This is a genomic window from Pseudomonas sp. GW821-FHT04D07, from assembly GCF_059420225.1.
Genome location: NZ_JBWKTH010000001.1, coordinates 360202 through 378808 on the forward strand (window position 1 = coordinate 360202; position 18607 = coordinate 378808).

Annotated in this window: 18 protein-coding genes; 9 read left to right on the forward strand and 9 right to left on the reverse strand. The window is 62.5% G+C overall.

Annotation, left to right across the window (positions count from 1 at the left end; all coding sequences use genetic code 11):
• Positions 1-7 precede the first annotated feature (7 nt).
• Positions 8-1066, forward strand: a complete 1059-nt coding sequence (locus AC07T0_RS01665) for an ABC transporter ATP-binding protein (protein WP_494999559.1) — start codon at positions 8-10, stop codon at positions 1064-1066.
• Positions 1067-1069: 3 nt separating this feature from the next.
• Here the strand turns inward: AC07T0_RS01665 and AC07T0_RS01670 are convergent, their stop codons facing one another.
• On the reverse strand, positions 1070-1999 hold the full coding sequence (locus AC07T0_RS01670) for an AraC family transcriptional regulator (protein ID WP_494999560.1): 930 nt from the start codon (positions 1997-1999) through the stop codon (positions 1070-1072).
• A gap of 342 nt (positions 2000-2341) precedes the next feature.
• Here AC07T0_RS01670 and AC07T0_RS01675 point away from each other — a divergent pair, with 342 nt between their 5' ends.
• Positions 2342-2707, forward strand: coding sequence for a putative quinol monooxygenase (locus AC07T0_RS01675; protein ID WP_494999561.1), 366 nt, complete (start codon positions 2342-2344; stop codon positions 2705-2707).
• Between the two features lie 42 nt (positions 2708-2749).
• Positions 2750-2989 carry a hypothetical protein gene (locus AC07T0_RS01680; protein ID WP_494999562.1) on the forward strand — a complete coding sequence of 80 codons (240 nt, stop codon included), beginning with the start codon at positions 2750-2752 and terminating at the stop codon, positions 2987-2989.
• A 110-nt stretch (positions 2990-3099) separates the two neighbouring features.
• Here the strand turns inward: AC07T0_RS01680 and AC07T0_RS01685 are convergent, their stop codons facing one another.
• From AC07T0_RS01685 to bglX, 6 genes are all read right to left on the reverse strand, one after another.
• On the reverse strand, positions 3100-3723 hold the full coding sequence (locus AC07T0_RS01685) for a flavin reductase family protein (RefSeq protein WP_494999563.1): 624 nt from the start codon (positions 3721-3723) through the stop codon (positions 3100-3102).
• A 230-nt stretch (positions 3724-3953) separates the two neighbouring features.
• Complete coding sequence (locus tag AC07T0_RS01690; RefSeq protein WP_494999564.1) at positions 3954-4271, reverse strand: hypothetical protein; 318 nt, start codon at positions 4269-4271, stop codon at positions 3954-3956.
• Positions 4272-4698: 427 nt separating this feature from the next.
• On the reverse strand, positions 4699-6021 hold the full coding sequence (locus tag AC07T0_RS01695) for an MFS transporter (RefSeq protein ID WP_494999565.1): 1323 nt from the start codon (positions 6019-6021) through the stop codon (positions 4699-4701).
• A 336-nt stretch (positions 6022-6357) separates the two neighbouring features.
• Positions 6358-7689 (reverse strand): sigma-54-dependent transcriptional regulator, encoded by a 1332-nt coding sequence (locus tag AC07T0_RS01700; RefSeq protein ID WP_494999566.1) that lies wholly within the window; start codon positions 7687-7689, stop codon positions 6358-6360.
• Positions 7686-9449: a sensor histidine kinase gene (locus AC07T0_RS01705; RefSeq protein WP_494999567.1), complete on the reverse strand. Its 1764-nt coding sequence runs from the start codon at positions 9447-9449 to the stop codon at positions 7686-7688. Before AC07T0_RS01705 ends, AC07T0_RS01700 begins: the two co-directional genes overlap by 4 nt.
• Before the next feature lie 248 nt (positions 9450-9697).
• A complete protein-coding gene (gene bglX, locus AC07T0_RS01710) occupies positions 9698-11989 on the reverse strand; it encodes a beta-glucosidase BglX (protein WP_494999568.1) in 2292 nt (763 codons plus the stop codon).
• Between the two features lie 244 nt (positions 11990-12233).
• On the opposite strand from bglX, the gene AC07T0_RS01715 reads away from it, so the two are divergent.
• The 4 genes from AC07T0_RS01715 to AC07T0_RS01730 all read left to right on the forward strand — a co-directional run bounded on the left by AC07T0_RS01715 (position 12234) and on the right by AC07T0_RS01730 (position 15616).
• Complete coding sequence (locus AC07T0_RS01715) at positions 12234-12845, forward strand: LemA family protein (RefSeq protein ID WP_494999569.1); 612 nt, start codon at positions 12234-12236, stop codon at positions 12843-12845.
• 67 nt (positions 12846-12912) lie between these two features.
• The gene (locus tag AC07T0_RS01720) at positions 12913-13623 is read left to right on the forward strand and encodes a TPM domain-containing protein (protein ID WP_494999570.1); all 711 of its coding nucleotides are present in this window, start codon (positions 12913-12915) and stop codon (positions 13621-13623) included.
• Between the two features lie 32 nt (positions 13624-13655).
• The gene (locus tag AC07T0_RS01725) at positions 13656-14273 is read left to right on the forward strand and encodes a TPM domain-containing protein (RefSeq protein ID WP_494999571.1); all 618 of its coding nucleotides are present in this window, start codon (positions 13656-13658) and stop codon (positions 14271-14273) included.
• 125 nt (positions 14274-14398) lie between these two features.
• Positions 14399-15616, forward strand: a complete 1218-nt coding sequence (locus AC07T0_RS01730) for a class I SAM-dependent methyltransferase (RefSeq protein ID WP_494999572.1) — start codon at positions 14399-14401, stop codon at positions 15614-15616.
• On the opposite strand, the gene AC07T0_RS01735 is transcribed toward AC07T0_RS01730, so the two are convergent.
• Positions 15604-16515 carry a DMT family transporter gene (locus AC07T0_RS01735; protein WP_494999573.1) on the reverse strand — a complete coding sequence of 304 codons (912 nt, stop codon included), beginning with the start codon at positions 16513-16515 and terminating at the stop codon, positions 15604-15606. The two genes, AC07T0_RS01730 and AC07T0_RS01735, sit on opposite strands and share 13 nt — an antisense overlap.
• A 204-nt stretch (positions 16516-16719) precedes the next feature.
• Here AC07T0_RS01735 and AC07T0_RS01740 point away from each other — a divergent pair, with 204 nt between their 5' ends.
• Positions 16720-17301 carry a DJ-1/PfpI family protein gene (locus AC07T0_RS01740; protein ID WP_494999574.1) on the forward strand — a complete coding sequence of 194 codons (582 nt, stop codon included), beginning with the start codon at positions 16720-16722 and terminating at the stop codon, positions 17299-17301.
• 14 nt (positions 17302-17315) lie between these two features.
• Positions 17316-17621, forward strand: coding sequence for a ribbon-helix-helix domain-containing protein (locus AC07T0_RS01745; protein ID WP_103498159.1), 306 nt, complete (start codon positions 17316-17318; stop codon positions 17619-17621).
• A 25-nt stretch (positions 17622-17646) separates the two neighbouring features.
• Here the strand turns inward: AC07T0_RS01745 and AC07T0_RS01750 are convergent, their stop codons facing one another.
• Positions 17647-18606, reverse strand: coding sequence for a FecR family protein (locus AC07T0_RS01750; RefSeq protein WP_494999575.1), 960 nt, complete (start codon positions 18604-18606; stop codon positions 17647-17649).
• Position 18607: the final 1 nt, after the last annotated feature.

Sequence of the window (18607 nt, forward strand, 5' to 3'; positions counted from 1 at the left end):
AAGCAACATGACTGGACTGATTCTGGAAAACGTTGAAAAGCACTACGGCATGGCCTGTGCGGTGAAGGACGTCAATTTGCACCTGCCCGAGGGCAAGCTGGTGTGTTTTCTCGGCCCTTCGGGGTGTGGCAAGACCACTTTGCTGCGGATGATCGCCGGCCTGGAAACCCTCAGCGGCGGTGAGATCCGCCTGGATGGCGAGGACATCGGCCAGACCCCGGCGCACCTGCGCAACTTCGGCATGGTGTTCCAGTCCCTGGCGCTGTTTCCGCATATGACCGTGGGCGAGAACATCGCCTATCCACTGAAACTGCGCGGGGTCGGCAAGGTTGAGCAGCAGGCGCGGGTGGTCGAACTGCTGCAACTGATTCAACTGAGCGAGATGGTCGACCGGCCGGTGTCCAAGCTTTCCGGTGGTCAGCGCCAACGGGTGGCGATTGCCCGGGCGATCGCCGCGCGGCCCAAGCTGCTGCTGCTGGATGAGCCGCTGTCGGCGCTGGACGCCAAGTTGCGCGAATCGATGCAGGTGGAAATCCGCCAACTGCAACAGCGCCTGAACATCACCACCATCATGGTCACCCACGACCAGCGTGAAGCCATGACCATGGCCGATATCGTGGTGGTGCTGGGCGAGCATCGGGTGCAGCAGGTGGGCACGCCCATCGAGATCTATCGGCACCCGGCCAACGAGTTCGTCGCTGACTTTATCGGTTCGGGCAATATCTTTCCGGCCACCGTGCTGGGGGGTGGCCGGGTCGGGCTACCGGGGGGCGAGAGTATCGAGGTGCTGGGCAGTGCCGCTGTCGAGGCCGGCAAGCAGGTGCGGATGCTGGTGCGTCCGGAGGACCTGCAACTCTCCGCGCCCGAGGCGACGGCAGGCAATAATCGCCTGCTCGGCACGGTGATCTTCGTTCGCGATATCGGCTCGACCATTGAAACCATTGTCGAGTGTTCCGGCGTGTCGTTCACGGCGCTGAGCACGCCGTGCCAGGGCATTGGCCTGGGCGTTGGGCATAGGGTCTCGGTGACCATTCCGGCCGAGGCCTGTCGGGTGCTGGCGGCCTAGCCTCTAGACACTCAGGCGCAACCGCGCCAGGTCGCGTAGCGGCGGTGCGCCGAACAACCGGCTGTATTCGCGGCTGAACTGCGAAGGGCTTTCATAGCCCACGCGGTAGCCCGCCGCCGAGGCATCCAGGCCTTCGATCAGCATCAGCCGCCGCGCTTCCTGCAGGCGCAACTGCTTCTGGTACTGCAGCGGGCTCATGGAGGTCATCGCCTTGAACCGGTGGTGCAGGGTGGACACGCTCAGGTTGGCCTCGCGGGCGAGACTGTCGATGCGCAACGGTTGCTCGAAGTTGCCGTTCAACCACTTGATCGCCTGGCTGACCCGGTGGCTCTGGCTATTGGCGATGGCGATCTCATACAGTCGATAACCCTGCGGGCTGCGTAGCAGTCGATAGAGAATTTCCCGGCGAATCAGCGGCGCGAGCATGTTGATATCTTTCGGGCTGTCGAGCAGGCGGGTCAGGCGCAGCAGGGCATCGAACATCTGTGTGTCCAGGCGCTCCACATACAGGCCGCGCCCGGTCGGTCGGCTGGGCACACCCATGGGCCCGGCCTCGGCAATCAGGGCACTGATTTCGGCCGGATCGATATCCATGCGCAAGGCGAGGATCGGGTGTTGCGGCGAGACACTGGTGATCCGCCCGCAGATCGGCATGGAAACCGAGACCACCATGTAGTTCAGCGGATCGTAGACGAAGTTCTCGTCCCCCAGGCGCACTTCCTTGCGCCCCTGGGCCAGGACGCACAGGGCCGGTTGGGCCAGTACCGGGGAGAATTCCTGGGGCTGGCTATGGCGTGACAGATGCAGCGAGCCAACGGCGGTGGCATAGGAGCCGTCTTCACCGGTGTTACGGCAGATGATCTCGGCCAGTTCCGCGCGCAATTTTTCCATTTCGACCGGCAGCGGGACTTGGGGTTGATCGAGCAAGGACATGGCGGGCCCTGGAGATGATTGCGAATGGGGCAAGCTTAAGTTTGGGCAATCCACGGCGCCAGGACAATACTGCGCAATTCTTGCCTGATTCTGCAGTCTTTTCATATGACGCTCATGTTACAGGCGGCCAGGCGTTGTGACATTGCTCAAAATGCTGTCGGCAGGGGCGCGGTAGCGTGGGGTGATTGGCGCTCGTGGGAATCGCTGTCGCGGCAGGATTGTGCAATAAGCCGGCAGGAATCGACTAACGACCCCCTCGGCAAACGCTCTAATCTCTGTTCCTGTCGCAGTCAGTCCCCGCACTGATTGAGCGAGTACAACTTCTCTTCGGGAGCGCCGCGCATGTCCAAGCCTATCCCCGTCAGTCACATGGCCTTTGTTCGTGCACGCCCTGGGCGCTCCGCCGAACTGGGCGCACGGCTGAGCAGCCTGATCGAACCCTCCCGCCAGGCCTGCGGTTGCCTGCAGTTTTCCCTGCAGCACTCCCTGGCCGATGCCGACCTGTGGCTGGTGTCCGGGTTCTGGGTCAACCAAGCGGCCATGACGGCCTACTTCAATACCCCGGTGATGCAGGTCTTTGCCGAGCTGATCCAGGAACTGGTGGTCGACAGCTTCGACTTCCATACCTTCAGCGATGTCAGCGCGGCCCGGGCCCAGTGCGATTTTCATCTGTCCAGCGCCGGTGCCTTGCAGCAGTTGGCCAGCTGAAGGTTTAGAATGCCGGCCACTCAATTGGCCGGGATAACAGGCATGGCACGTAAAGCATTCACACACTTCGAAGCCGTTTCGGCGGTGGTACCCGGTGAAGGGGGTTATAGCGCGGCGATTGCCGTGAAAGCCCTGGACGGTTCCGGCGCACCCCGGTTTCACAAAATACTCGATGAACAGAAGTTCAAGACCGCCTTCGAGGCCGACGAGGCTGCGGCGCTGGAGCTTGCGCGCCTGGCCGATGTCGACGAAGAGGGTGAGTTGTCCTGGTCTGTCGCTTAGGTTTGCAACTGATCCTCTGCTGGGCACGGCTCTTGTAGGCGCCGGCTTGCTGGCCATAGCGTCCGGATGGGCGCGGCAAGGCTCAAGGGCCTTATCGCCAGCAAGCTGCGCTAGGCGCGTGGGCGATACATCTTGAACAGGGCTTCCGGGCCCAACTGGAAGTAGTCCGCCGGACCGCCACCGCGCAGAATCGGTTCGGCGGCGGCGGTGTCGTAGATCCCCTCCTTGAGCAGCCACTTGGCGATATGCACGGCGACCACTTCGCCGAGCACCAGCCAGGTGGGCACCAATTGCCGATCCGCCCGTTGCAGTTGAATGATCTGGGTGACCTTGCATTCGAATGACACCGGGCTTTCCTGTACCCGTGGCACCTTGATGATTCGTGAGGCGGCGGGTGTGAGGCCGGCCAGTTCGAATTCATCGACCTCGGCCGGCACCGCCGCGCAACTCTGGTTCATGGCTTCGGCCAGGGGCCGGGTGGCGAGGTTCCAGGAGAATTCGCCGGTTTGTTCGATGTTGTTCAGGCTGTCCTTGCGGCCGATGCTGGCGAATCCGACGATCGGCGGGATGTAGTTGAACGCGTTGAAAAAGCTGTAGGGCGCCAGGTTCAACTGGCCCTGGGCATCCTGCGAGGAAATCCAGCCGATGGGCCGCGGGCCGACGATGGCATTGAACGGGTCGTGAGGCAGGCCGTGGCCGTTGGCGGGTTCGTAGTAGTGGATGGCGTCGGACATGGTTCGAGGGTTTCCAGGGACCGGATCAACAAGGGAAGGCGACAGTGTGCGATGCGTTGCGGGGAAATGCGATAGGTGTTGGTCCTTGTAGGCGCCTGCTTAGGGAGTCTTGCGTCGTCTGATCGGCCGTCATCGCCAGCAAGCTGGCTCCTACAGGTTTCGTGGCATTTTCAGTATCCCCAGAAACAACTAAGCCCGGCCGAAGCCGGGCTGCAAGGCTAACGGTGGGGTTAGCTGATGGCAGCAGCGCCAGGGGTTTTGTCGTAGCCGTCGGCAGCGACAGCGTTGGCACCTGGGGTCTTGTCGTAACCGTCAGCGGCAACAGCGTTGGCACCTGGGGTTTTGTCGTAACCGTCAGCGGCAACAGCGTTGGCACCTGGGGTCTTGTCGTAGCCGTCAGCGGCAACAGCGTTGGCACCTGGGGTCTTGTCGTAACCATCGGCAGCCACGGTATAGGCGCCGCCTGGAGTTTTGTCATAGCCATCGGCGGCGAAGGTGTTGGCAGCCAGTACCGAGAGGGCCAGAGCGAGGATCAGTTTGGTTTTCATGGGGGTTGCTCCTGAAGGTGTGCGTTTTGTTCAGTGGGTATGGAAGTGATTTTACGCTTGTTAATTTGATTAAAAAGCGCAAATAAATGCTTTAATCAATCGTATAGATCGATATGTGTGGCGCCAGAAAGGGTCGGCATTCAACGTGATGCCAAGGGGCCGGGGCCAGGTCGATCTAACGTAGGATCAGAATGTCGCTTGGAAATTAACTGACTATTAATTCAGGTAATTCTTTTGCGATTGCGCGCAAATGCGCCAGGAGCGCCCGGTAAAGGCGTGGGGCAAGGGAGGGGAATGCGCTTTTGAACACGCCGCCGAACCTTGTGGGAGCCGGCTTGCCGGCGATGGCGTCCGCATGGACGCTGCAAGGCTCAAGGGCCTCATCGCCGGCAAGCCGGCTCCTACAAGGGGGCAGCGCTGTCGGTACTCAGTCGGTCTCGATCCGTGAATGCTTGCGGGTGTCCTTCATGGTCACGTACACCAGCAACGAACAGGCGATGCAGGCTGTCACGTACCAGTAGTAGCCGGTTTCCATGCCGACGCTCTTGAACCACAGCGCAATGTATTCCGCCGTGCCGCCAAAGATCGAGACCGTCAGGGCATACGGCAGACCGACGCCCAGCGCACGGATTTCAGTCGGGAACAGTTCGGCCTTCACCACCGCGTTGATCGAGGTGTAGCCGCTGACGATGATCAGCGCCGCCATGATCAGGAAGAACGCGCCCCACCAGGTCTGGATGCTGTGCAGGGTGCTGAGGATCGGCACGGTGAACAGGGTCCCGAGGATGCCGAAGGCAATCAGGATCGGTCGCCGGCCGATCTTGTCCGACAACGCCCCGACCAGCGGCTGCAGGCACATGAACAGGAACAACGTCGCCGCCGAAATGGTGGTGGAGTCGGAGATGCTCATGCCGACCGTGTTCACCAGGTATTTCTGCATGTAGGTGGTGTAGGTGTAGAACGCCAGGGTGCCGCCCATGGTCAGGCCGACCACGGTCATCAGTTCCCTGGGATGTCGCATCAGGGTGCGCATCAGGCTTTCTTTCGGTTCTTCCTTCTTCTCGGTGAAGGACGCGGTTTCTTCCATGCCACGACGCAGATAAAGCGCGACCACGGCACACAGGGCGCCGATGGCGAACGGAATACGCCAGCCCCAGGCTTGCAACTGTTCGGTGCTGAGGGTCTGTTGCAGCACGATCAGCACCGCCAGGGCGATGAGCTGGCCGGAGATCAGGGTTACGTACTGGAAGCTGGAGAAGAAGCCGCGACGTTCCTTGGTCGCCATCTCGCTGAGGTAGGTGGCTGAGGTGCCGTATTCGCCGCCGACCGACAGGCCCTGCATCAGGCGGGCGACCACCAGCAGGATCGGGGCGCCGACGCCGATGGTTTCATAGCCCGGGGTGAGGGCGATGATCAGCGAGCCTGCGCACATCAGCAGGACCGAGCCCATCAAGGCGGCCTTGCGCCCTTTGCGGTCAGCATAGAGGCCCATGAGCCAGCCGCCGATCGGGCGCATGAGGAAGCCCACGGCGAAGATCGCGGCGGTGTTGAGAAGCTGGGCGGTGGAATCGCCCTTGGGGAAGAAGACCTTGGCGAAGTACAGCGAGAACGCGGCGTAGACGTACCAGTCGTACCATTCGACCATGTTGCCGATCGAACCGCTGAAAATCGATTTCAGACGGCTGGAGGTGGTTCTTTCTTTGGCCGGCGCGGCCGCCGACCCCAGAGGCAGGGTAGAGGAGTTATCCATCAGGGAACCTTCAAGTCATTGTTTTTGTGGAGCGCGCGCAAGCGCAGCCTGCCAGGGCTATAGCAGGAGCTGTGCCAACGGCGGAAGGCCCGGTTTAGAAGGGCTGGCGGGTTTTGGTGAGCGGAAATCCGCCTATTGGCGATAAAACGGTAAGCGGAAAATTGCCGATGCGGGATGTGCTGGCTGAAACATGAACCAGACAAACACAGCACAACCTGTGGGAGCGGAGCTTGTCGGATCGCCGCACCGCCGCGAAGGTGCCCTTGAGAGCGCTAAAAGCTTCGCGGGCAAGCTCCGCTCCCACAGGTTGATAGGCGGTGTTTTCCTGGGCGGGGTTCACTCGTCCTTGAGGAACATCTCGCGCGTCAAGCCATGACGCTGCATCTTTTCATTGAAGGTGCGGCGCGGCAGTTGCAGTTCTTCGAGTATCGCTTTGACATCGCCCTTGTGCCGGTTCAGGGCCGAACGCAGGCACTGCGCTTCAAAGGCCTCCTGCTGTGCCGCCAGGGATTGGCCCGGGTCGATGCCGTCGGGCTCCGGCTCACCCAGGCCGAGGACCGAGCGTTCGGCGACATTGGCCAATTCCCGCACATTGCCCGGCCAGTCATGGCTCAACAGGCGGCTCAACTGCGGCCCGCTCAGCGGCGTCGAGGTCCGCCCCAGTCGCTCGGCCGCGCTGTAGGCGAAGTGCTCGAACAGCAAGGGGATATCTTCGCGCCGCTCGCGCAATGGTGGCAGGCGCAACTGCGCCACCGTCAGCCGATAGGCCAGGTCCTCGCGAAAACGCCCGGCCCGGGCCTCGTCCAGCAAGTCGGGCTTGGTCGCCGCGACAATACGCAGGTCCACCGCGATGCTCTGGTTCGAACCCAGCCGCTCCAGCTTCTGCTCCTGCAACACCCGCAGCAGTTTCACCTGCTGGGCCAGCGGCATGCTTTCGATTTCGTCGAGAAACAACGTGCCGCCATCGGCGTATTCCAGCTTGCCGATACGCTTGCCCTGAGCCCCGGTAAAGGCCCCGCTTTCATGGCCGAACAATTCGGCTTCAAACAAGGCCTCGGGAATCGCCGCGCAGTTGAGGGCGACAAACGGCTTGTCGGCCCGCGGTCCGAAGTCATGCAGGCAGCGGGCAACCAACTCCTTGCCGCTGCCGGTTTCGCCGCGGATCAGCACATTGACCGGCAGCGCCGCCAGCTCCAGCACCTGCCGGCGCAGGGTTAGCAGGCTCCGGGAAACCCCGAGCAGGCTGCGCTCGAGCCGGGAGCGGTGATCGGCCTGTTCATGCAACTGGCGGTTCTCAAGCACCAGGCGGCGCTTCTCCATGGCCCGGGCGAGGCTGGCGAGCAGGCTCTGTGGGCTGAAGGGTTTTTCCAGGAAGTCGTAGGCACCCTCGCGCATGGCTTCCACCGCCATGGGCACGTCGCCGTGCCCGGTCAGCAGAATCACCGGCAGGTCACGGTCGTGTGTCTGCAAGCGCGCCAGCAATTCCAGGCCGCCCATGCCGGGCATGCGCACGTCGCTGAGGATCACCCCGGGGAAATCCCCTGGCAATTGCGCCAGGCACTCCTCGGCGCGACTGAAGGTCTGCACCTGGAAGCCTGACAGACTCAACCATTGCTCGACGGCCGTGCGGATGCTGGCTTCGTCGTCAACCACGATCACGGCGTTCATTGTCTGTCCATCTCCGGGGCAATCGGCAGGGTCAGGCTGAAGTAGGCCCCGCCCTGGCGATTGTCGACGCTCAGGCGGCCGTCCAGTTCATGGACGATGGCGTAGGACACCGCCAGGCCCAAGCCGAGGCCTTCGCCTACCGGCTTGGTGGTGAAGAACGGGTCGAAGACCTTGCTCAGGTGTTCCTCGGCGATGCCACCGCCGCTGTCACCCACGGTCAGCAGCCACACCGGAGGGCGAGCTTCGATACGGATTTCCAGACGCTTGAGCGGCTTGTCATGCATGGCGTCCAGGGCGTTGCGCAACAGGTTGATCAGTACCTGCTCCAGGCGAATGGCATCACCACGGACCCAGGCCGGGCGGGTCAGGTGTAGCACCGTGCTGACTGCGTCTTCACGCAGGCGCGGGTCCAGCAGCTGCAACGCCTGGTCGACCACGCCGGCCAGGTCGAGGGGCTCGCGCAGGCCGCTGGGGCTTTGTCGAGCGTAGGTTTTCAAGTGCCCGGTGAGGGCCGCCATGCGGGTCAACATCTGCTCCAGCGGCGCGAGAGCCTGGTAAGCGTCGTCGATCCGACCGTGATCGAGCAGCAGGCGCAAGGTCGCCAATTGCATGCGCTGGGCGGTCAGCGGCTGGTTGATTTCATGGGCGAGGGCAGCGGACATCTGCCCCAGCGCCGCCAGCTTGGCCGACTGCACCAGGCCGTCCTGGGCCGTGCGCAGGTCACGGGTGCGCTCCTCGACCAGGCGTTCCAGCTCTTCGCGACTGCGCTGGCGCAGGCGCGCCAGGCGCCAGCGTTGGCTGAGGAACAGCAGCAGAAACACCAGGGTCAGCCACAGGCCTGCACCGGCGAGGGCGGCGTTGCGCTGTTCCTCGGCGGCCATCTGCGGTTTGCGCAGCAGGTGCAGGGTCCAGTCTTCCGGCGGCAGTGCGAGCGATTCCCAGAGGTAGTCGGCGCTACCGTCCGGGCCATCGACCCGGGTCAGGTAGCTGTTGTCGCCGAACATCCGCAAGGATCGGTATTCAAGGGGGCTGAGGGACTGCTTGTCATATTGCCGGGTGCTGCCGATTTCACTGCGGTCGCTGTCACGCAGCGGGCGCAGCAGGCGATAACGCCAGCCGGGCTGGTTGGCGATAAAGACGATATCGCGGGCATCGCTGACCAGCAGCGTGTCGTTGCCCTTGCTCCATTCGCGCTCCAGTTCCGGAAACTCCAGCTTCACCACCATCGCGCCGAGGAATTCGCCGTTGTCGCCGGTCACCGCGCTGGCGAGAAAGTAGCCGGGAATACCGCTGGTCACGCCAACGGCATAGAAGTGCCCGCTGCCCTCGATGCGGGTCTGGTTGAAGTAGGGGCGAAACCCATAGTTGTGACCGACGTAGCTGCTGGGCAGGCGCCAGTTGCTGGCGGCCACCGACAGGCCGTTGCGGTCCAGCAGTTGCAAGGTGGAAGAGCGTGCCGCACCGTTGATCCGCTCCAGTTTGCGGTTCAGGGCGTCCTGCTGGGCTGCGTCGATGGGGCCGGCGAGGGCCGCGCGCAATTGCGGGTCGAGGGCGAGCACGGCGGGCAGCGCGCGGTAGCGTTCGATCAGGGTGTGCAGGGCGTTGGCGTAAAGCGTCAGTTGGGTCTTGCCACGCGAGGCATCGTCGACCAGGGCCTGTTGTTCGGCGCGATGCACGGCCCAGCCGGCGGCCAAGGCGGTACCCGCGACAATCAGCAGGGTGTGGAACGCCAGGCGCAGGGAACGGGGGATCGGCGGCATACGGGCAACGACAGGCTGGGGAGGGGCGGGAAAGATAGCATGTCGGCTTTGGCAGTGCCTTGGGGGGGGCGACGCCCTTGAGTCTTGTAGCGCCTATCCGGGCGCCATCGCCAGCAAGCCGGCGCCTACAAATCCGAGCTGCACCGCCTGGCGGTTGTCGTGCCCGAAACCTTGTAGGCGCCGGCTTGCTGGCGATGGCGGCGGTGAGTACGACACCGCCATCGCTGGCAAATCAGCTCCTACAGGTCTTACAACAACTCGAAACTCTGCTGTGTCACATCCTGCGAGTCCAGGCCGATCTGCACGTTGAATTTGCCCGGCTCCGAGGCGTACTTCAACTGGGTATTGTAGAACTTCAGGTCGTCCTCGTCGATGTTGAAGTGAATGACCTTCTGCTCGCCCGCCTTGAGCATCACCTTCTGGAAGTTCCTCAGTTCCTTGACCGGACGGATCATGGAACCGGCGACATCCTGGATATACAACTGCACCACGGTTTCGCCATCACGCTTGCCAGTGTTCTTGACGGTGATACTGGCATCGAGCTTGCCGCTCTTGTTCAGCGTGGTCGAAGACAGCGCCATGTCGCTCAGGCTGAAGTCGGTGTAGCTCAGGCCATAACCGAAGGGATACAGCGGGGTGTTTTCCTCGTCGAAATACTGCGAGGTGTAGTTGCCCGGTTTGCCCGGTGTGAACGGCCGGCCGATGGTCAGGTGGTTGTAGTACATCGGCACCTGGCCGATCGAGCGTGGGAAGGTGATCGGCAGCTTGCCCGACGGGTTGTAGTCGCCGAACAGCACGTCGGCGATGGCGTTGCCGCCTTCGGTACCGCTGAACCAGGTTTCCAGTACGGCGTCGGCCTGGTCCTGCTCGTGGCCGATGGTCAGTGGACGGCCGTTCATCAGCACCAGCACCAACGGTTTGCCGGTGGCCTTGAGGGCCTTGATCAGTTCCCGCTGGCTGGCCGGGATATTCAGGTCGGTACGGCTCGACGATTCGTGGGACATGCCCCGCGACTCGCCCACCGCGGCGATCACCACGTCGGCCTGCTGCGCGGCCTTGACCGCTTCGTCGATCAGCTGCTGTGCCGGGCGTGGGTCATCCACCACTTCCGGGGCATCGAAGTTGAGGAAGTTCAGGTAGTCCACGACCTTTTTGTCGGCGGTGATGTTCGAGCCGCGGGCGTAGATCAGTTGGCCCTTGTCACCGAGAGCGCGGCTCATGCCGTCATACAGGGTGACTGATTGCGCTGGCTGGCCGGCGGCGGCCCAGCTGCCCATCATGTCGATCGGGGCCTTGGCCAGCGGGCCGACCAGAGCGATCTTCGCTGACTTCTGCAACGGCAGGGTCTGGCCCTGGTTCTTCAGCAGAACCAGGCTGCGGCGCGCGATATCCCGGGCATCGCTACGGTGCAGGCGGCTTTCGGCATTGGTATCGGCTGGATCGTCCTCGGCCTTGCCGATACGCAAGTACGGGTCCTTGAACAGGCCCATGTCGTACTTGGCACCGAGCACTTCCCGCACGGCGTTGTCCAGATCGCTTTGCGGCACCTCGCCAGACTTGATCAGGCCCGGCAGCTCCTTGCCGTACAGCGAGTCATTCATGCTCATGTCGATGCCGGCCTTGATTGCCAGCTTGGCCGCTTCGCGACCGTCCTTGGCGACGCCATGCTTGAGCAGCTCGAAAATCGCCCCGTGGTCGCTCACCGCCAGGCCCTTGAAGCCCCATTCCTTGCGCAGCAGGTCCTGCATCAGCCAGGTATTGGAGGTGGCGGGTATGCCGTTGATCGAGTTCAGCGCGACCATCACCCCGCCCGCGCCGGCGTCGAGGGCGGCGCGATAGGGCGGCAGGTAGGTCTGGTACATTTTTACCGGGCTCATGTCGACCACGTTGTAGTCGCGACCGCCTTCCACCGCGCCGTAGAGGGCAAAGTGCTTGACGCTGGCCATGATGCTGTCCGGCTCGCTCGGGCTCTTGCCCTGGTAGGCGTGGACCATCACCTTGGCAATGCGCGAAACCAGGTAGGTGTCCTCGCCGAAACCTTCGGAGGTTCGGCCCCAACGCGGGTCGCGGGAAATATCGACCATGGGCGCGAAGGTGATGTCGAGGCTATCGGCGCTGGCCTCCTGGGCGGCAACGCGCCCGGAGCGCCCGATGGCGTCCATGTCCCAGCTGGAGGCGAGGGCCAGGCTGATGGGGAAAATGGTCCGGTGGCCGTGGATCACGTCATAGGCGAAGAACATCGGGATCTTCAGCCGGCTACGCATGGCCGCGTCCTGCATCGGACGGTTTTCCGGACGGGTGATGGAGTTGAAGGTGCCGCCGATGTTACCGGCGGCGATTTCCTTGCGGATCAGTTCCCGAGGCATTTCCGGGCCGATACTGATCAGACGCAATTGGCCGATCTTTTCCTCGAGGGTCATCTGCTTCATCAACTGGGCGATGAAAGCGTCCTTGTTTTCCAGGGGCGCGGGCTTTGTTTCAGCCACTACCGGGAGACTGGCCAGGCCAATAGCGAGGCCCAGCAAACACAGCTTCTTCATGAATGATTATCTCGGGGGCCCGGTCCGGCGATCGATCGTTGCGCACTGGCCGGGCTGTTTAGTTATAGGGAGCGACTATTGTTGTGCTAATAATCCAGCACATTTGTGAACTGTTTTTCGCGCTGGGCATCTTTTAGCTGATTGGCTTCACACATTCCAGTGGCGGTGGCGGATTATGCCCCAGTCCCGGGTGAGAAAAATCCTGGGATTTTTCCCTTTTCGACGTTTCAAGGAGTTTTCGAGCATGCAGGCACAACAGGGCTTCCGTTCGAGTTGCAGATTCGCCGTACTGGCATTGCTGGCGACGTTGCTGGCCGGCTGCGGCATCAACAATATTCCCACCTACGACGAACAGGTGAAAGCCAACTGGGCCCAGGTGCAGAACCAGTACCAGCGCCGCGCGGACCTGATCCCGAACCTGGTGGAAACGGTCAAGGGGTATGCCAAGCAGGAGCAGGAAACCCTGACCGCGGTGGTCGAGGCGCGGGCCAAGGCGACCTCGATCCAGGTCGATGCCAGCACCCTGGACAATCCCGAGAAGCTCAAGCAGTACCAGGACGCCCAGGGCCAGTTGACCGGCGCGCTCAGTCGCTTGATGGTGGTCTCGGAGCGCTACCCGGATCTGAAGTCGAACCAGAACTTCCTGGCCCTGCAGTCCCAGCTCGAAGGCACGGAAAACCGTATCAGCGTGGCGCGGCGTGACTTCATCCTCAGCGTGGAAAAGTACAACACCGAGATTCGCACCTTTCCCGGCCGTCTCTGGCATAGCCTGATGTACAGCAACCTGCCGTTGCGCCCGACGTTCGAAGCGACCACCCAGGACGCCGAGAAAGCACCGCAGGTGAAGTTCCAGTAACCCGATGGGCGTTGCCGCGCGTGCACGTGGCAACGCCCGACCCTGCTTCATCACGAACGAGGTAGGCATGCGTATTTTCAAAAGTGCTCTGTGGCTGTTGCTCTGCGCCTTGGCGCTGGTGGCCAGGGCCGACTTGCAGTTCCCCGAACTGAGCGGGCGGGTGGTGGACAGCGCCCAGATGATCGACGCACCGGTGCGCGAGGCCTTGAACCAGCAATTGCTGGCCCATGAAAAGGCCACCGGCGAGCAGATCGTGGTGGTGACCGTGGCGAACCTGCAAGGCACGACTATCGAGGATTATGGCTACCAGTTGGGGCGTCACTGGGGGATCGGTCAGAAGGACAAGAACACCGGCGCGCTGCTGATCGTCGCCCGGGACGAGCGCAAGGTGCGGATTGAAGTGGGTTATGGCCTGGAAGATCGCCTGACTGATGCCCAGTCGTCCTTGATCATCAACCAGTTGATCGTGCCGCAGTTCAAGCGCGACCATGTTTCCAGCGGCATCAGTGCCGGTGTTGATGCCATGCTCAAGGTACTGGGCAGCCCGCTGACGGAAAAAACCGAACCCGAAGGGGATTTCGGTTCGCGGCACCCGGTATTGATCGGCTTCCTCATGGTGCTCTTCGTGTTGATCTGCGCGATCATGCAACTGATGGGCTTCGGGCCCAGGGGCGGCGGTTCGGGAGGTTTCGGTGGCAGCGGTGGCGGACGCTCCGGCGGCGGTTTCAGTGGTGGCGGCGGCAGTTTTGGTGGCGGCGGAGCATCGGGCAGTTGGTAGTCCACAATAACTATTAGAGAGCGTGCACAACCATGGCCTTACTGAATGAGTACGAACAACGGCAGGTTGCCGAAGCGATTACCCGGGTCGAGCAGCAGACCGATGCGGAACTGGTGACCGTGCTGGCGCGGCGTGCCGACGACTACGCCTATATCCCGTTGCTGTGGGCCAGCCTGCTGGCGCTGCTGGTGCCGGGGGTCGTCAACTTCGCCTTCGGCTGGATGAATAGCCACAGCCTGTTGGCGGTGCAATGGAGCAGCTTTATCGTGCTGTGCCTGGTGTTCCGCATCCCCTCGATCACCAGCCGGCTGATTCCGCGTTCGGTGCGGCACTGGCGGGCGTCGGGCCTGGCGCGGCGGCAGTTTCTCGAACAGAACCTGCACCATACCGTCGGCGGTACCGGTGTCCTGATCTTTGTCTGCGAGGCCGAGCGCCATGTCGAAATCCTGGTGGACAAGGGGATTTCCCAGCGGCTCGACAACAGTGCCTGGGAGCCCATCGTCAAGGCCTTCACCGAGCGGGTCAAACAAGGGCAGACCTTGCAGGGTTTTATCAGCTGCATCGAGTCCTGCGGCGAACTGCTCAAGGCCCATGTGCCGGTGACCCAGGCGCGTAACGAACTGCCTAACCGTTTGGTGCTGTTGGGCTGAGGCCCGCGGTTCGGGCGCGGTATCCGGACGAATGACGAAATAAGCCCGTGCCCTGGCGTCCCATCCCGCCTAAAATGCCCGGCATTCCCCTTATCCAGATCCCGCACGCCCGAGGCGCTTTTTCCATGTCAGCTACTGCCACTCCCGCCCAGCCCGCGCCGGACCACCACGGACAATTTCTCGACCTGCTGGACACCAGCCTGAGCCAGAACGCCTTTATCAAGCTGGTACTGGCCAAGTACGTAGGCGACGAAGCGGACCTGCAACGGCTGATCATCAAGCAGGTGACGGTCAAGGAGCAGGCGTGCCTGTCCTTTGTCTATCGCTACAAGACCCGTGATATCACCAAGAACTTCGCCCTCGCCGAAGGCCAGGCGATCATCGCCGGGTTGCTCCCGGCGTCCTTCAAGAATGCCCACCTGCTGTCGCTCACCGACGAAGTGCAACTGGAGTACAGCAAGAAGGGCAAGAGCACGCTGTTCAAGGGCAAGGCCCAGCAGGCACGAGAAGTGCCGTCCGCCGAGCACAATCGCGAGAAGACCCGCTATCTGGAGCTCAGCCGGCCGTTTCTCAGCGACCTGGGGGTAACCAACCCGCAGCACGAGCTGATTCCAGCGATGTCGCGCAAGTGGAAGCAGATCAACAAGTTCATCGAGGTGTTTTCCCACGCCCTGAGCCACTCGCCGATCAAGCTCGACCAGCCGCTGCGGGTGGCGGACTTCGGTTCGGGCAAGGGTTACCTGACCTTTGCCATCCACGATTACCTGCGCAATACCTTGCAGGTCGAAGGGCAGGTGACCGGGGTCGAGTTGCGCGAGGACATGGTCAGCCTGTGCAACGCGGCGGCGGCCCGCCTGGAGCATCCGGGGTTGCTATTCAAATGCGGCGATGTGCGCAGCGTGGCGCCGAGCGAGCTGGAAGTGATGATCGCCTTGCATGCCTGTGATATCGCCACCGACTATGCGATCCACACCGGTATCCGTTCGGGCGCGGCGATCATCATGTGCTCGCCGTGCTGCCACAAGCAGATTCGTTTGCAGATCCAGAGCCCGGCGTTACTCAAGCCGATGCTGCAATACGGCCTGCACCTGGGGCAGCAGGCGGAGATGGTCACCGACAGCTTGCGGGCATTGTTCCTCGAAGCCTGTGGCTACGAGACCAAGGTCTTCGAGTTCATCTCCCTGGAACACACCAACAAGAACAAGATGATCCTCGCGGTCAAACGCGCCGAGCCAGTGGCCCCGGCGCAATTGTTGCTGAAGATCGAGGAATTGAAGGCGTTCTATCAGATCCAGGAGCACTGCCTGGAAACCCTGCTGCGGGCCGACGGTTACTTGAGCTGAACGCCTGCTGGCAAGCTGCCCGGTTGCGCCGGGCGGACGCTGGTCTTGCGCCCGAGCATCACGGTGACGATCACGCCAGCGGCAAACAGCCAGGTAATCGGCTCGACGTGTTCGCCGAAGAACAGCGCTGAAAAGGCGATGGTGAAGAAAATCTGCAACAGCTGGATCTGGCTGACCCGGGCGATACCGCCCAAGGCAAGTCCGGCGTACCAGGCAAAAAAGCCGAGAAACTGCGAGAACATCGCCACATAACCGAAGGCCCACCAGGTTTTGGTGGAAATCGCGCCCTGATGTTGCCAGGCCAGATACAGCACCGGGCCGATCAGGATCGGCACCGACAGCACCAGCGCCCAGCAGATCACCTGCCAGCCGCCCATCTCCCGGGCCAGGCGGCCACCCTCGGCATAGCCCAGGCCGCCGACGGCGATGGCGCCGAGCATCAACAGGTCTCCGGGCTGAATACTCCCAGCACCGCTGATCAGCGCATAACCCAGCACCAGCGCACTGCCCAGGGCGGCGCAGGCCCAGAAGGCCCGGGATGGCCGTTCGTGGGACAGCCAGGCCGCGTACAACGCCACGCACAAGGGTTGCAGGCCGTTGACCAGGGCGCCATGGGAGGCCGGCAGAGTCTGCATGGCCCAGGCCGAGAGCACCGGAAAACCCAGGATTACCCCGATGATCACCAGTGACAGGCCCTTGACCTGGCTCCAGGTCGGCCACTTTTCCCGGCGCCACAGCAGCAGTGCCGCCGCCGGAATTGCCGCGATCAGGGCACGCCCGAGGCCGTTGAGCAGCGGATGGATTTCCTGCACCACGATACGGGTGAAGGGCAGGGTCAGGCTGAAGATCACCACACCCAGCAGGCCGAGCAGCATGCCGGTGTTTTCACGGGAGGACATAAATGTTGGCCAGTCATCAGGGGAACAGGGCCTGTCATCTAGCCATAAAGTCCCGTCGGTTCGCCCTTACAGCTGGGTAGAGAGTTGTCCGTACAGTTTGCCGTGGGCGGCCTGCGTAGTAGCCGGCGATTACCCACCGGCGTGCACAGGGTCTACCTTGACTACTCTTGTCTGCCCAAGCATTTACCCAGAGGAGTTCCCCCCATGGCCGCGAAAAAGATTCTGATGCTGGTTGGCGATTACGTCGAAGATTACGAAGTGATGGTGCCGTTCCAGGCCCTGCTGATGGTCGGTCACCTGGTGCATGCGGTGTGCCCGGACAAAAGCGCCGGCCAGACCGTGCGCACCGCGATCCATGACTTTGAGGGCGACCAGACTTATAGTGAAAAGCCGGGGCATCTGTTCGCCCTGAACTTCGATTTCGCCAAGGTCGATGCCGCCGACTACGATGCGCTGCTGATTCCCGGTGGTCGTGCACCGGAATACCTGCGCCTGAATGACAAGGTCCTGCAACTGGTGCAGGCCTTCGACCGCGCCGGCAAGCCGATTGCCGCTGTCTGTCATGGCGCGCAGTTGCTGGCGGCGGCGGGGATTCTCGACGGTCGCGAGTGCAGCGCCTATCCGGCGTGCGCCCCGGAGGTGCGGCTGGCCGGTGGTCATTATATCGATATCGAAGTGACCCAGGCCCACGTCCAGAGCAACCTCGCCACCGCCCCGGCCTGGCCGGCGCATCCAAGCTGGCTGGCGGCGTTCCTCGGACTGCTGGGTACCAAGATCACGTTGTAAGGGAGGGGCGGGTCATGTGTGAGCTCTACGTCAAGGCTGATCCGATTCTCTACGAATCGCGTTCCCGTTCGCTGCGCATCCGTGGCGTGGTGACGACCTTGCGCCTGGAAAACCAGTTCTGGGACATCCTTGGCGAGATCGCCGAGGCTGACGGCATGACCACCAACCAGTTGATCACCCGGCTCTACGAAGAGGTGATGGACTTTCGCGGGGAGGTGCTGAATTTCGCCTCCTTTTTGCGGGTCAGTTGCACCCGTTATCTGAGCCAGCGTCGGGCCCAGGTAACGGAGCTCAGCGTGGTCCGTTCGAATGCGGGTTGAAAAATAACGCGATCCCGGCAGATCGCTATTTGCGGCTTTCGATCCTGACCAGGCCGTCGTCCAGGGCCACGGTTTTCACCGGGATCAAGGCGGGCAGGGCATTGAGCAGGGCGTCCGGGTCCCTCACATCGAGGCTGCCGGAGACCTTGAGGTGCGCCAGTGGACCGTCCGCCAGTTGTACCGGTTTGCTGCGGTACAGGTTCAATTCGTCGATCAGGCTGGCCAGTTCGCGATTGCGAAAGGTCAGGTGGCCGCTGCGCCAGTCAGCGATTTCCTCGCTGCTCAGGGCCTGCTGCTGCAGCGTGCCCTTGGTGTAGTCGAAGATCGCCCGTTGCCTGGCTTCGAGCAGGATGACGTTGCTCGGATCGCCTTCGGGCTCGAAGGCGACCTGGCCATGGGCGACGTTGACCACCAGTTGGCGCTGGCCGCGGCGCACATCGAAACCGCTGCCCACCACCTGCACGCGGGCGTTGCCGGCATGGACCCAGAGCGGCCGCTCCTTGTCAGCGGCCGCTTCCAGGTAGAGCTGGCCTTGATCCAGGTAGATATCCCGCTGCCGGGCGCGGAAATTGATGCGCAGCCGGGTATTGGCGTTGATGTACAGGGTGCTGCCGTCCGGCAGTTTCAGGCTACGGGTGCCCTGGGCATGGGCGGCGACCTGATGTCGGTACGGGGTATTTGGCGCGCCAACATTGGCGCTCAGCAATGTGAACAGCAACGCCGCCACGCCGGTCAGGAGCGGTCGCCAGAGACGCTTGCGCCGCGCTGCCGGCAACACCGGCTGATTCAGTTGGCGCAGTTGTGCCAAGTCCGCCCACAGGGCTTCGAACTCGGCATAGGCCTTGGCATGCTCTGGCTTCGCCCGCCACGCTTCGAACGCCTTGTCCAACGGCTGTTCGGGGGCGTCGCGGTGACGGGCGAACCAGCTCGCGGCCTGGGCATCGATGCTGTTCGCATCGAGGGCGATGTCGATGACACGGCTCATT

Bases quoted from the DNA above. Each gene is read 5' to 3' on its own strand.
- bglX (WP_494999568.1), bottom strand. From the start codon at position 11,989: ATGAAGAAGCTGTGTTTGCTGGGCCTCGCTATTGGCCTGGCCAGTCTC.
- AC07T0_RS01680 (WP_494999562.1), top strand. From the start codon at position 2,750: ATGGCACGTAAAGCATTCACACACTTCGAAGCCGTTTCGGCGGTGGTA.
- AC07T0_RS01745 (WP_103498159.1), top strand. From the start codon at position 17,316: ATGTGTGAGCTCTACGTCAAGGCTGATCCGATTCTCTACGAATCGCGT.
- AC07T0_RS01735 (WP_494999573.1), bottom strand. From the start codon at position 16,515: ATGTCCTCCCGTGAAAACACCGGCATGCTGCTCGGCCTGCTGGGTGTG.
- AC07T0_RS01720 (WP_494999570.1), top strand. From the start codon at position 12,913: ATGCGTATTTTCAAAAGTGCTCTGTGGCTGTTGCTCTGCGCCTTGGCG.
- AC07T0_RS01725 (WP_494999571.1), top strand. From the start codon at position 13,656: ATGGCCTTACTGAATGAGTACGAACAACGGCAGGTTGCCGAAGCGATT.
- AC07T0_RS01665 (WP_494999559.1), top strand. From the start codon at position 8: ATGACTGGACTGATTCTGGAAAACGTTGAAAAGCACTACGGCATGGCC.
- AC07T0_RS01730 (WP_494999572.1), top strand. From the start codon at position 14,399: ATGTCAGCTACTGCCACTCCCGCCCAGCCCGCGCCGGACCACCACGGA.
- AC07T0_RS01715 (WP_494999569.1), top strand. From the start codon at position 12,234: ATGCAGGCACAACAGGGCTTCCGTTCGAGTTGCAGATTCGCCGTACTG.
- AC07T0_RS01690 (WP_494999564.1), bottom strand. From the start codon at position 4,271: ATGAAAACCAAACTGATCCTCGCTCTGGCCCTCTCGGTACTGGCTGCC.
- AC07T0_RS01685 (WP_494999563.1), bottom strand. From the start codon at position 3,723: ATGTCCGACGCCATCCACTACTACGAACCCGCCAACGGCCACGGCCTG.
- AC07T0_RS01740 (WP_494999574.1), top strand. From the start codon at position 16,720: ATGGCCGCGAAAAAGATTCTGATGCTGGTTGGCGATTACGTCGAAGAT.
- AC07T0_RS01695 (WP_494999565.1), bottom strand. From the start codon at position 6,021: ATGGATAACTCCTCTACCCTGCCTCTGGGGTCGGCGGCCGCGCCGGCC.
- AC07T0_RS01750 (WP_494999575.1), bottom strand. From the start codon at position 18,606: ATGAGCCGTGTCATCGACATCGCCCTCGATGCGAACAGCATCGATGCC.
- AC07T0_RS01675 (WP_494999561.1), top strand. From the start codon at position 2,342: ATGTCCAAGCCTATCCCCGTCAGTCACATGGCCTTTGTTCGTGCACGC.
- AC07T0_RS01700 (WP_494999566.1), bottom strand. From the start codon at position 7,689: ATGAACGCCGTGATCGTGGTTGACGACGAAGCCAGCATCCGCACGGCC.
- AC07T0_RS01670 (WP_494999560.1), bottom strand. From the start codon at position 1,999: ATGTCCTTGCTCGATCAACCCCAAGTCCCGCTGCCGGTCGAAATGGAA.
- AC07T0_RS01705 (WP_494999567.1), bottom strand. From the start codon at position 9,449: ATGCCGCCGATCCCCCGTTCCCTGCGCCTGGCGTTCCACACCCTGCTG.